This window comes from Vibrio sp. VPAP30 (genome assembly GCF_001188205.1).
GTDB classification, from domain to species: Bacteria; Pseudomonadota; Gammaproteobacteria; order Enterobacterales; family Vibrionaceae; genus Vibrio; species Vibrio bivalvicida.
This window is the reverse complement of the sequence record NZ_LBLS01000043.1, coordinates 19,987-33,003: the sequence shown is the minus strand read 5'-3', so window position 1 is coordinate 33,003 and position 13,017 is coordinate 19,987. Positions and strand designations below refer to the sequence as shown.

The window sequence follows — 13,017 nt, the reverse complement described above, 5'->3', positions numbered from 1 at the left end:
TTGATTCATAGTTCATATTAAGACTATCAATTTGAATCATTTTAGTTCATTGCGTACATTATTGGCACTATTTAAGGTCTATTGACCTAGCAAAAGAGTAACCTAACCATGCTGTCGATTTTTAAAACCTTCTTTATGCTTGGCTGGATTAGCTTTGGCGGCCCAGCAGCGCATATTGGCTATTTCAGAAATACCTTTGTTGAAAAGGTCAACTGGCTAGACGACAAAGAGTACGCACAAATTGTTGCGCTTAGCCAGTTCTTGCCCGGTCCCGGCTCCAGCCAAGTTGGCTTTGCCTTAGGTTATAAACGTGGTGGCCTTGGCGGGGCGTGTATGGCGTTTATCGGCTTTACCCTACCGTCTGTCATCATTATGTTGGCGCTCGCGGTGCTGAGTAGCCAACTCACTGAAGCGAGTACGTTCCAAAACATTGTGCATGGCTTAAAACTGCTCGCGGTGGTGGTCGTTACAGATGCCACTTGGGGAATGTACAAAAACTTCTGTAAAGAGAAGCTCTCGGTTGCACTGTGCGTAATGACGGCCGTTGCTCTCTTACTACTACCGGGTATTGCGACCCAAATGGGCGTGTTGATTGTGGCGGCCTTGATCGGTGTGAAATACTTAGGTAATGACGATGCGCAAAGCACCAGCAAGTTTAAACCTTCTATTGCCCCTCTAGCCCTATTTGCCGCTTTACTTGTTGGATTGCCGTTTGCGGCGCAAGCATTGCCTGCAATAGGGCTGTTCAATGATTTTTTCCAAGCAGGTAGTTTAGTCTTCGGTGGTGGCCATGTGGTTCTGCCACTACTGCAAAATATCGTCGGTGATCAACTCAGCCAAGATGCTTTTCTAACAGGTTATGCAGCGGCGCAAGCGGTACCTGGACCTATGTTTACCTTTGCGACATACATAGGTTACGAGTTGATGCCTTCAGCCCCGATTACGGGTGCATTGATGGCGACCTTAGCGGTTTTCTTACCTGGCTTCTTGCTGCTACTAGGGGTACTAAAGAACTGGCAATCGTTAGCTAAGAATCACAAAGTCTCTGGTGCTGTAAATGGAGTCAATGCTGCGGTCGTTGGTTTATTGGTTGCCGCTTTGTACCAACCCGTATTTACCAGTGCAGTGATAAATCCACTGGACATCTCGCTGGTACTGGTTGGCTTCTACTTGATGAAACAACACAAGCTACCGATTGTTTGGATGGTTGCTCTGTTTATGGCAGCAGGGTTCGCAACAGGCTATCTCAGCTAAAAATATATCCGCCTAAAGTTAGCAAGGAGAGCATATTGCTCTCCTTGCTTCTATTCAGCCTGCTGCGCTTGCTCCTCCCTGACCATCGCCAACGCTTTTTCTAGATTCTCATTAGCGACTTTGTAGTAGGTGGACTTGGTATTAATCGCCTGCTGAAGATAGGGAATAGCTTTGTCAGGCTTGCCTTGTAGAGTCAGGAAATAGCCGACATTATTCAATGCTTCAGGCTTATCCATATGCTGTGAGAAAACATTGAGCGCTCGGTTGATCTCTCCTTTTCCTAAATAAACCAGTGCTAAGTTATTCAATGCTTTCTCGTTATCAGGATCGATATCAAGCGCCTGCAAAACAAATCGTTGCGCTTTACGATAATCTCCAGACATGTAGAAAGAGTAACCGACATTAGTCAGAGTTTTGACCGATTCAGGCTCAATGCTCAGTGCTTGTTTATAAAATGCCTGAGCCAACTCGTGCTGTTTACCCAAATCAGCGGCAACGCCTAACCCCATAAAAGCATACTCGGGTGAATGACGGTCGACTTTTAGGCTTGCCACTGATTTGACCGTCATTAAATCCTCTCCTTCGAGCGTTTCGCCATTGTTGAACCTCAACTGATCAGCATTAACCGCACGCAAAAAGTAGCTTTTTCCCTGTTCAATATCACCATTACGGCTGTAGAGAATCCCCAGTTGCTCAAGCACCTTAATATTATTAGGGTTCTCTTCAATCGCGATTAAATAGGCTTTTTCCGCAAGTGCTAGGTTGTCTCGTGACTGGTGAATACGTCCAATATTAAATAGGGCACGATCTCTGTACTGCCCATTCTCAAACGCAAGCGAACGAATGTATTCGTATAAAGCCAGATCCGTATTACCAGAACTTAAAGCAACATCTCCCCGCTGAATCGCCTCCTTTTCCGTTTTCGGTGGCTCTTCTAACGACAACGTATCTATCGGTTTACCTTCATAGAGAGAGGTGTCCAATTGAGGTTCGTTACTCGCACAAGCCGAGAGCAGGAAAAGTGGTATTAGCAGCAGTAAAAAACGTAATCCTTTCATAGCAGAATCCTTAATTCCCTAGCGACGTTGTCAATGACAGCATTGAAGGGCCAATTGCAACGATAAAAAAACAAGGCCAAATAAACAAAAGTAATGGGAAAATCATTTTTGTTGGTATTTTGGCGGCAATCTCTTCGACTTCTTGATTGCGTTTATCACGAAAATCTTCGGTATATTCACGTAAAGTCTGCGACAAACTGCCACCAATTCTAGAAGCATGTGAAAGCATAGTAACCAAGCCAGCAATCTCTTTTAAGCCCGTACGTTCGACCAATTCATTGAAAGCATCAGACATTTCAACACCTGCTTTAATCTTGGCACATACGGTATCAAGTTCATCGGCAAAATCGGGATGAGAGATCGTCAACTCATCAGCAACTCTGCGAAGTGCAGCACTAAAGCCTAAACCAGATTCCGTACATACCACGAGTAGATCAAGAGCATCAGGCACACCGCCACGAATTCTAGATTGGCGTTTATCTACCAAATAGTTCAGGGTGATATTAGGTACATATAAGCCAACACCAACACTACCAATCATGGCAAGATTTAGTTGACCAAAATCAGGAAAGAAGAAGTACAGCGAAGCGGCAATAGACAAACCCAATAATATCGACATACCTTTAAAGGCATAAAAAATAGTGATTGCATTGGCATCATGATAGCCCGCATGCATCAATTTACTGCGAATCGTTGCATTCTCTTTGCTGTTCGACGGTTGCATTACCGGTGCTAATGATTCCAGTGTATTGTCTAAACGTCGACTTTTCTTCAGCCTTTCTCCACCAGTGCTTTTACGAATTTCTTCTAGTTTTTGAGTCAGTGGCGATTTCGAGCCAAGTAGTAACATCAAAACTGTGAAGAAAATTAAAATGGTTGCAATAAGAATCAAAACTAAAAATGCAGTCTGCTCATCTAGTTGTAGTTCATTAAGTTGGTAAATGAGGTCTTCCATATCTATACCTCAAAGTTGATAATTTTTCTTATCCACATCGATCCTATAAATAGGCTCACTATGCCACCACTAACAAGATCCAACCCTCGGGGGTCTCGGTATAGAGGTTCAACATATTCCGGGTTAATAAAAGATAAGAATAGAAATAAGATAAAAGGCGAAAGAACAAGTATCCATGCAGATAAACGGCTCTCAGCGGAAAGGGTTTTGATTTTACGTTGCAATTTAAAACGAGCACGCAGCACTCTAGAGACTTTTTCTAAGTTTTCTGACAAGTTACCGCCCGTTTCCTTTTGTAGTAATACCGCGCTGGAGAAAGCAAGCATGGAAACGGTGGGGGTACGCTCTGCCATCTGCATAATAGCCATGCGCATATCGTAACCGTAGTTGAGTAAGTTAAAGGTATTCTTAAACTCAATGCCTATCGGTGCAGGCATTTCATTCCCTACTTCATTAAATGCCTGAGTGACGGGCTGACCGGCCTGAAGCATCCTGCGCATGATATCAAGTGCTTCAGGCAATTGTTCTTCAAATGCAGCTAGGCGATCGGATATTTTCTTGTTCAACCAAAAATAAAGGATAAACCATACCCCGACTGCAGCGGCGAGACCGACATAAATAGGCTGCCTAAATATCAACGCAGTGATCAAGCCTATTACAGAGAACATTAAGGTAACGGTTAATGTTTGGGTTAAACTCCAGTCATATCCTGACAACTCAATCATTTTTTTTAGCGACGAGAAGGTTTCAAATTTAACCAGCTTTCTATCAAGCGGGGTTAAGCTCTTTATATAGTGTTCTTGTAGTAATGAACGCGCTTCCTCGTCAAGGTTGGTTTGTGACTCTTTTAGCCTCTGAGACAGCTCTTTGTGTTTTGCTTTGCTCCCTGCAGCAGGAAGTATGAGTGCCTGAGAAATAAACACCACGGCAAAGAAAAGTAGAATAAAGAATAACGTCGCATCCTGCTGCATAACGCCCCCTTATGAGAATGTCTCATTAAAAATATCAAATGGAAGTTGCATACCTTTTTTAGACAATTGGTCGTGACACTGGGGAACAACCCCTGTCGCTGTATAAAAACCTCGAACGTTGCCTTCTTCATCCATTCCTTGACGGTTGAAGCGGAACAATTCCGACATGGTAATAATTTCACCTTCCATACCATTGATTTCACAGATACTCACCATTCGACGCTTACCATCTTCCTGGCGCTCCATCTGCACCACTAAATGAATCGCAGACGCAATCTGTGAACGTAAATTCTTGGCCGACATATTCCAACCAGCCATAGCAAACATGTTCTCTACCCTAGAAAGCGCATCTCGAGGAGTGTTGGCGTGAATAGTCGCTAACGAACCGTCGTGGCCGGTATTCATCGCCGCAAGCATATCGACCGCTTCAGCACCACGCACCTCCCCTAGCACGATGCGGTCGGGGCGCATACGTAGGGAGTTTTTGACCAAATCTCGCTGAGTAATTTCCCCTTTGCCTTCAAGGTTTGCGGGGCGTGTCTCTAGGCGAACAACGTGTGGTTGTTGTAGTTGCAGCTCCGCCGAGTCTTCAATGGTGACAATGCGATCATCTGAAGGAATAAAGTTAGAAAATATGTTCAAAGTGGTGGTTTTCCCCGAACCAGTACCACCAGAAATGAGGACATTAAGCGCACCACGGACGGCTGCTTCGACAAACTTCGCCATCTCCGGAGATAGAGAGTTGAAGTCAAGCAGGTTGTCCATGTTGAGTTTTTCAACCGCGAAGCGGCGAATAGAGACTGACGAGCCATCTAGTGCTAAAGGAGGAATAATCGCATTCACACGCGACCCATCAGTCAATCGCGCATCCACCATTGGCGAAGCCTCATCAATGCGGCGTCCTACTTGGCTAACAATTCGGTCGATAATGTTACGCAGATGACGTTCATCAAGAAAAGTGTATGGCGTCTGTTCAAGCTTACCGCGCCTTTCAACAAAAACATGCTTAGGCCCGTTAACCAAGATATCTGACACTGTGGCATCATGTAGCAATGGCTCCAAAGGACCAAGACCAAACACTTCATCTTCGATTTGCTGAATGACTCGTTTGCGCCCTTCAGCACTTAACGCGTGAGTCTGGTCATCGGCCATCAACTGAACAATCGCATCATGCAAGTCTGCTTTAGCTCTTTCAGGCTCTAAACTTGCCAAAAGTCCGAGGTCCAATGTCTCGAGCAACCTTTGGTGATAATAGTGCTTTACTTCTTGCTCTTGAGTGAGTTGCTTGCGAGTTTCTTCTATCACTTTATCTTTTGCTTCTGTTTCTAATTTTTTTCGTTCTTTGAAAGAGTTAGAATCAGTAGCACTCCCATTTAAATGGGAGTCAGAGTCGATTAATGGCACTCCTGTTTCCTGTTGTTGATCTACAACGTTCACTTTTTCTTGCAACTCAGGATTCAGGTTTTTTCGTTTAAAAAACATAATGGCTCTCTGTCACTGTGCATGAAAAACTATGAGAATAACCGCTTAAACCAACCTTTTTTCTCATCGGGTTGTGGAGTAAGAGAATTAACAAAGCGGCTAATAGACTTGGAAATTGAACTGCTTTTTTTCGCTTCAATGAATGGACGACCTAAGTTGGCACTTTCCAGTGCCACTTTAAATTCATTCGGCACAACATGGACTGATATATCTCCGATCGTTCCCTGAATATCTTTAAGTCTTATTGACTGACGTTTCTCATAGCGATTGATCACAATCTCAATTTGCTCTTTATTGATGCCAAACTCAAACGATAAGAGCTTAATCATTTGAGTAGTATTTTTGATCGCGACTAAGTTTTGTTGTGCAATAAGAAACACTTTACTTGCCGGTGCTAACACTGGTGCAAACAGGCGGTCTAGACCGCGAGACAAATCAACTATGACATAAGGGTAGTGCTCTCTTAACAAAGGTAGCAGCTTATTAAGATGCTTGGCCTTTTCATAGTTCTCATGGCTGTTCTCTCGTTTAAACGAGAGAATATGCAGCCCACTAGAATGTTTGGTTACAAAAGTACTCAGTGACACTTCATCAAGATCAGAAACATTTGCTAACGCATCGGTCATGCTGTAGGTGGGGCTGATACTAAGGTAATCATTGACCACGCCAAACTGAAGGTCGAGGTCAAGTAACAACACTTTCTCTGGATTTCTTCTGGCTATTTTAATGGCTGAATTGAGCGCAATCGTTGAGGCACCAGAGCCCCCTTTAGTGTTCATAAACACCAGTAATTCACCGAGGTTCCGGCTGGCGACTTTTTCTTCCGCGACATTTTTTAGTAATGGGATAAGCTCTTCTATTTGCGCCGTATTGGAAACAAAATCAGCCGCGCCAATACGCAATGAGATTTTAAGTGCACCATTGTCACTTTCATTACCGAAGACGATCAATGAGGCCTCGTGGTTATCATTGTTTCCGTCCGGAGCCTCATAATTTTGTAATTCGACAATCTTTTGTGCCCAATTAGGCCCAGTCTCAACAAAAATTAGATCTGGCGGAGAAAAGTGGGCTAAATTACCAACGACCAAGCCATGAAACGAGATCATTTCATAGCTAATACTCTGACACTTAGACAGCTCGTGACTGATATGCAAATGAAAAGCATCCGACGAGTAAAACACCCAAATCGTGAGATTGGTTTTTAACCTAAGTGGAGCGCTTCCATTTGGCGTAATCTTCACTGCCTCTCCCATATATGCCTCCTAGCAATCAGAACTACTTTCGGTTCCATCCGAACGTCTGTGATGGCCTAAATTCTCGCGCGGTCGAATCGTTTCAAACTCGGGGACAGCTAATAACCCAGTAAAATTGACAAAACTTAATAACCCTGTGAATTGATACTCAAAGTCCACAACTCGCGCTCTCACATATCTAATTGTAGAAAACACATCATCATCTGTCAGAGTTCCATTGATAACACTTCCAGATTCATCCAAATAATCGATAACAATGTTTTCAGCAGTTAGACCGCCAGGCGCATAATCAGGGATGGCTAATGCTGGTATATCATTCTGATCTTCAACTCTACATACCGTAGCTAAGCGCGCCGCAACCCTAGTAATATCGTTGATCGTTTGTAATGAGTAGACATAACGCCCAATCTCAATAACAGAAAACAGAATGAGCAATAGCGCAGTAGAAACTATAGTGAACTCAATAACACTCACGCCTTTTTGCTTTTTCATGGCTCTGTCCTCATTACTGCTGAAGCAATCAAAGGCACATCGAAAGAAATATCCGAAGCAAAACTGTCAATTAGAGGTGAATAAACATGGTTAATGGTGATGGTGATGTATTTGTTTGCACAAGTAATTGAGACATCTTCTGCAGTAACCCCATCCATAATCAAACCACTTGTTCCAGGGCTCCTTTTACCATATAGCACAACATTTCTGGTCTCTGAAACTGTGGTGGCATTATTACAAGGGTTAACACTACCCGTGCCTAGTATATCTGCAGTGGCGTGGCGCACACCATTTTGGGCCATTTTATTCAGCGTATTATATTGAATGAATGCACTACCAAATTCAGTAATAGCCATCAGGATAGTAAGAAGAACAGGAACCGCTATCAGCATTTCCACTGCTGCTAAACCTTTATCTTTTACCAAAGCTGCTCTTCTACGTCTTATATTCATCATGAGTCCTCCCTATCAGGATCCTCATAAAGAACGATGAGGTATGGCCCATCATCATCTGAATTTTGCCCTGGCGTCCCACCGTATGCGGAGCAGTCATAGAGGAATTCACCAAAAACAGCTTCTTTGCCGCTATTCGAGGTAGGAGCTTGCTGCAACATAAAAAAGCAACCTAGTGCAGTCACAGTAAAACTGCTTGTTCCCCCGGATGCACCAGAGCAGTCAACTATTGGGACAATCAGAATGCGCCTGTCATATTGCCCACCGGAATCTATTCGGCAGTCGCTATCACCATTACAAGGTAGCGCTGCCTCATAATCCGTGTATGCCCAACCTTCTCCTCCAGCACCGGAGTTATCATCATATTTGACATCACCATTGTTATCTAACGTAGCTTTCTTGGTCGGCTCCTTGACATAAACATCAGAAGGAAAATCAGAGGCATCCAACCCACCACCACTGTAGTTCCCAAATCGAGTATTAAGTCCTTGTCCTACTGGCCCAACAGTATTACCAGGCTTGGTAAGTACCGTATCGCCGATACCAACCCTACCCTCATATCCACCCGCTAAAGCATCGCGAACGGTGGCTGCACCTGAACCAAAATCAAGTAACTGATAGTTGCCTGCTCCCATATCTGATTGGCTCTGGTCAGCTAATTTCAGAGCATACAATTTTCCAGTATCGTAGCCGTTGCTACCAGACGCAGATTCGTCTTCACACACCGCCATAGGAACCACATTAACTGCAGGCGCACTTGGGCTAGGTCCGGCAACAGCCGAAACACTAAGTTTTTTTTCAACGCTCATTACCTTGGCAAAGAAATTATCTAGCTCGTAGTTACTTACGACAACTCGTACAAAAGTATCGTCATCATCGTCAAAGCCTGCAGCTTGGGTAAGTGGAGGAGTAGGAAAAACTTCCGGATCGTTAGAGTACTGGACTATCACTGAACCATCAGAAAATGACATCGAGCTATTTCCCGAAGCATTAACCATATTGGTTAAGGTCGTATTGGCTGCAGTTGTTGCCTCTCCAGTAGAACCGTCACTATCAATCACAGTTGCGGCAGCCAACGCAGCCGCATCAGCACTGTTTTGCAGTCGTGATTTATTCATCAGTGCATGGTTAACATCGATGGACAATGCGGCCACACCAACAAGTGCCATCATGGCTGCCGTCACCATCACTAACACCAGTCCTTTTTGCCGATTGTTTTTTCGACCGTTCAGATTCCAACTCATAATAGCTCCTTAGGGCTATTCTCCAAACCCTTCGAGGAATTGACTCTCAGTACCTTTCAACTCGGAATCTTGTTTCCCAGTGTAAACTTGATAAGCACCTTCCATTCGTTCACCACTACCTGAAGGAATGACTCCTAAATTGTCCCGAGTTGCGTCCGGGTTATAAATTTGTTCTGTTTTAAGTTTAGTCACATGTGCTCCTAATCGCTCTGCATTATTTACACATCCAAGAAGCAACAATGACAACGCTAGTAAGCTGATGAAAAATTTAACCTGTCTCATGATGCCCCCTATAAGCTGTGTCCAAATGTGCCTTCAGTACCACCTTTAGAGTGATCGACATATTCTTGTTCAGCAGTTTCACTTGGTTTAGAAGAACGAGCGGGGGCCAGATAGGCACCGCGACCCAGCAAGTAATATTCAAAGTCATTTGGCTCGACAAAAGAGTCTGTTGGTAAAGTGACTCTGTTTCGATCAACGGGTTTCGCTAGTCTAGGTGTTACTAAAATAACCAACTCTGTTTCACCTGAAACAAACTCCTGACTATTGAACATCTGACCAAGTACCGGGATATCACTAAAACCTGGCATTTCGTTGATCACATCACGGACGTTTTCGCTGATTAGCCCCGCAATACCAATAGTCTGTCCATCCGCAAGCTCAAGCGTCGAGGATGCGCTACGGCGAGTAATTGGTGGAATAATATAAGTACTGTTTGTCAAACTAGGAGAAATGGTCAATGACGATGTATTGGCAATTTCACTGACATCAATCGCCAGATTTAAATTAATCTTCTGATCACTAAGTACTGTAGGAATAAACTTCAAACCAACCCCGTACTCTTTATATTCAATAGTAATACTGCCTTTTTCATTCGGTACGGGAATCGGAAATTCACCACCCGCCAAGAAATCAGCTTTAGAACCACTTAATGCCGTCAAATTAGGTTCAGCTAAAACTTTCGCTGTGCCGTTTTGCTTAGCTATATCAAGCGCAAAGGTAAACAAGGTATTACTATCAATAAAAGTCCCCAGTAACCCGGTGTTATCGATGCTCGGTGCATTAAAAATCGGTCCAATTGCTCCTGATGGCAAATCATCAATCACACCACCCGCAGAAGTTCCCCCCCAACTTAAGTCACCACTTTTCTGAAAAAAATGAAAATTGGCATCAAACTTACGTACGAGGCTTCTCTGTACTTCAGCAACGGTCACTTCCAGCATCACCTGCTGTGCACCACCGATGGTCATAAGATTAATGACCCCCGTTGCTTCGACCTGTTCACTGAGAGACTTTTTCTCTTTATCTGCCTCTTGGCCTGCTGCATAAGTCTCTGCGACTCGGAGAGCAATATTCATCGCAGACTGATTACTGATTTGCCCACTTAATATGAGGCGGTTTTGAGCACTATGAACCTCAATTTGCTCATTAGGCAGAAACTCATATAACTTAGCCTTCAAACTATTCAAATCGTGGGTGACTTCAATATTGATTGATTCAATCAGTTGCCCTCGGCTATCCCAAGCCATTAGATTGGTCGAGCCAAGTTTTTTACCGATAAGGAACACCTCGTTTGATTTCAGCATCACAATATCGAGCACTTCAGGATCACCTAAAGAAACCCGTTTAGCTTTGCCTGCTAAAGTGACATGGGTTGATTTATGGTGCGGCACCTTAACCACTTTTCCAGACTGGGTCGCACTGTGTACAGTTAAAGTACTAAATAATAAAAGACTTATTAGTATGATTATCTTACGCATAGCTCACCTCAATCCTTGACTCTGATGTTGCTTTTCTCTGTGCCTTTCAAAATGGTGACACTCGGTGCAACGTATCTTTTGACCGGTTTTTCCTCTTCATGAGGATTTCGAAGAGCAAGTTGAATCTCGCCTTTACTCTGCGCCGTCAAAAGTTTTTCAGCTTGTCTTGGTGACACTTCTAAAGTCACTGCTCGTACTATGATGGGTTTATTTTCTTTCGTTCGCGCGGTCTGGTCTACCGCCAACACTTTGATATCTTTTAATACCGTTAATGTCGTCGCCGAGGTTGGGCTATAACTAATGGTGTTCAACACATCGACTCTATTACCCGGCAACAAAAAACCTGCAACACCAATAACGTCATTAACCCGAATCGTCACTGCTCGCTTCGTTTCTGGTATCAGAGCTGCAAGCGTCGAGCCTTCACCAGAATTGGCAAGACGGTTTCGATTAACGATTTCACCTGGGTAAATAGTGGTCGCCGCGACTTGACCTAGAAGATCCTCTTCCGAAACAAACTGCGTTTCTCCACGCCATGACACTTCAAGTAACTTAGAGCTAATATGCTGTTCTTCAATCACACTGCCAGATGGAATTTCCTGAGCAGCAATAATGACAGGTTCACGCTCAACCACTTCAACTTCAGTCTGTGGTGTAAGCTGCCGATCCATCCACTGCTTGGCGAAAAAAACCGCACCAAGCCCAAAAGCGATAGATAATAAGAATAGTAAGATCACTTGGTTCCGACTCATCGAGCTCCTCCTCCTTTGCCATCAGCAGTAAAATAAACTTCCCATGCGCGGCTGACGATCTCGGAGGTAATGACCGGGGCAACTTCTTCAAACACTATAATATCTCGGCTGATACCTACTAAATCCTTTGGAATACAAGGATAGAAGCCAACGCTATGCTGACGATGTAACTCTAAAAGTGATGATATACAGTCCTCTGCAAGCTCCAATTGGCGGCTTTGAGAGAAAATATCCCATAACTGGCGATACTCCGTTTCCAGTAGAGGGCCAAACTGAATTTTGTAGCCTAAACGACGTAAAAATGCGGGGTCACTGATCTTTTCCGGATCTAAGTTCGTAGAAAAGGCCAGTGTTAAAATAAACGGAATGGTGATTTGCTGCCCATTAGGTAATGATAAGTAATCATAAAAATATTCCATTGGGACAATCCAACGATTGAGCAACGTTGCAACAGGCATAGTTTGACGACCTAGGTCATCAATAATAAAGATGCCATTGTTAGCCATCATTTGAAGAGGGGCCATCCAAACCCGATTGTGCTCACTGTGGTTGACCTCTAGCATATCCATAGTTAACTCACCACCAACTTGGATACTTGGGCGTTCACACAGGCTCCAGCGGCGGTCAAACTGTTCTTTAAACGTAATGGATTGATTTTCAGCACTAGTGACACGTTTATGATGCTGAGGAGAAAACACCTTGATGATATTACCCGCTGCGTAAACAGCATATGGAATATAAACCGACGTGTTTAGAGAGTTTAAGATTCTTGTCGCAACAAAGGTTTTACCAGTACCCGCGTCACCATAAAGTAACAGCGCGCGACCCGAGTTAATCGCAGGGCCTAAGCTGCCTATCATACGATCGGCGCCCAGCACTTCTTCCAAGGCGTAAGTAACGTCTTGTCGATTTACCATTTGCGCGCGCACATCTTGCGCCTTAACCATGGCATCATAGCTAGTTAGAGAGACAGGAACGGGACCTAAATATGCGTCCTTTGCGAAGGCAATATCGGCTTCTGTCATGCCTTGCTCCGACAGACCATAGCGAACATGCCCAGTAGAGGCGGCGGCAAAGGTAGAACTCTGTGCCTGAAAGACTTCGACTTGAGATTTAGCGCGTAAGTCACTAAGCATTTCCTCAATCATATGGCTGTTGATACACATCAACTTAGTCAACTGGAGAATATCGGACTTTGGATACGCGGCTAAATGCTTGAGCAGTAGATTTTCTAATACCGCTTTGGGAACTTCTAAAGCGTCAAAGGATGTTGGCACTGGGGGCGAATCTGCCTGCGGTGTCAATTCTACTCTGTGCCTAATTTTAGCTGTAGATTGAACCATA

The 13,017-nt window shown here is 44.0% G+C and carries 13 protein-coding genes; 1 reads left to right on the top strand and 12 read right to left on the bottom strand.

Features of this window, described 5'->3' with window-relative positions; all coding sequences use genetic code 11:
• Positions 1-108 precede the first annotated feature (108 nt).
• Positions 109-1,254: a chromate efflux transporter gene (gene chrA / locus ZX61_RS20515; protein ID WP_049846451.1), complete on the top strand. Its 1,146-nt coding sequence runs from the start codon at positions 109-111 to the stop codon at positions 1,252-1,254.
• A gap of 50 nt (positions 1,255-1,304) precedes the next feature.
• Here the strand turns inward: chrA and ZX61_RS20510 are convergent, their stop codons facing one another.
• The 12 genes from ZX61_RS20510 to ZX61_RS20455 are packed head-to-tail and all read right to left on the bottom strand — an operon-like array spanning position 1,305 to position 13,016.
• Entirely contained in the window at positions 1,305-2,312 is a 1,008-nt protein-coding gene (locus ZX61_RS20510; protein WP_049846450.1) for a tetratricopeptide repeat protein, read from the bottom strand.
• 10 nt (positions 2,313-2,322) lie between these two features.
• Positions 2,323-3,267 (bottom strand): type II secretion system F family protein, encoded by a 945-nt coding sequence (locus ZX61_RS20505; protein WP_049846449.1) that lies wholly within the window; start codon positions 3,265-3,267, stop codon positions 2,323-2,325.
• A gap of 2 nt (positions 3,268-3,269) precedes the next feature.
• Positions 3,270-4,238, bottom strand: coding sequence for a type II secretion system F family protein (locus ZX61_RS20500; protein ID WP_049846448.1), 969 nt, complete (start codon positions 4,236-4,238; stop codon positions 3,270-3,272).
• Between the two features lie 9 nt (positions 4,239-4,247).
• On the bottom strand, positions 4,248-5,720 hold the full coding sequence (locus ZX61_RS20495; RefSeq protein WP_049846447.1) for a CpaF family protein: 1,473 nt from the start codon (positions 5,718-5,720) through the stop codon (positions 4,248-4,250).
• A gap of 29 nt (positions 5,721-5,749) precedes the next feature.
• Positions 5,750-6,973: an AAA family ATPase gene (locus ZX61_RS20490; RefSeq protein WP_049846446.1), complete on the bottom strand. Its 1,224-nt coding sequence runs from the start codon at positions 6,971-6,973 to the stop codon at positions 5,750-5,752.
• A gap of 9 nt (positions 6,974-6,982) precedes the next feature.
• Positions 6,983-7,465: a TadE/TadG family type IV pilus assembly protein gene (locus ZX61_RS20485; RefSeq protein WP_049846445.1), complete on the bottom strand. Its 483-nt coding sequence runs from the start codon at positions 7,463-7,465 to the stop codon at positions 6,983-6,985.
• Positions 7,462-7,920, bottom strand: a complete 459-nt coding sequence (locus ZX61_RS20480) for a TadE/TadG family type IV pilus assembly protein (RefSeq protein WP_049846444.1) — start codon at positions 7,918-7,920, stop codon at positions 7,462-7,464. Before ZX61_RS20480 ends, ZX61_RS20485 begins: the two co-directional genes overlap by 4 nt.
• Complete coding sequence (locus ZX61_RS20475; protein ID WP_049846443.1) at positions 7,917-9,161, bottom strand: pilus assembly protein TadG-related protein; 1,245 nt, start codon at positions 9,159-9,161, stop codon at positions 7,917-7,919. Before ZX61_RS20475 ends, ZX61_RS20480 begins: the two co-directional genes overlap by 4 nt.
• 15 nt (positions 9,162-9,176) lie before the next feature.
• On the bottom strand, positions 9,177-9,443 hold the full coding sequence (locus tag ZX61_RS20470) for a hypothetical protein (protein ID WP_049846442.1): 267 nt from the start codon (positions 9,441-9,443) through the stop codon (positions 9,177-9,179).
• A gap of 8 nt (positions 9,444-9,451) precedes the next feature.
• Positions 9,452-10,921 (bottom strand): type II and III secretion system protein family protein, encoded by a 1,470-nt coding sequence (locus tag ZX61_RS20465; RefSeq protein WP_049846441.1) that lies wholly within the window; start codon positions 10,919-10,921, stop codon positions 9,452-9,454.
• 8 nt (positions 10,922-10,929) lie between these two features.
• On the bottom strand, positions 10,930-11,673 hold the full coding sequence (cpaB, locus tag ZX61_RS20460) for a Flp pilus assembly protein CpaB (RefSeq protein ID WP_049846440.1): 744 nt from the start codon (positions 11,671-11,673) through the stop codon (positions 10,930-10,932).
• Positions 11,670-13,016: an AAA family ATPase gene (locus ZX61_RS20455; RefSeq protein ID WP_049846439.1), complete on the bottom strand. Its 1,347-nt coding sequence runs from the start codon at positions 13,014-13,016 to the stop codon at positions 11,670-11,672. The genes cpaB and ZX61_RS20455 overlap by 4 nt, the downstream gene beginning before the upstream one ends.
• Position 13,017 lies beyond the last annotated feature (1 nt).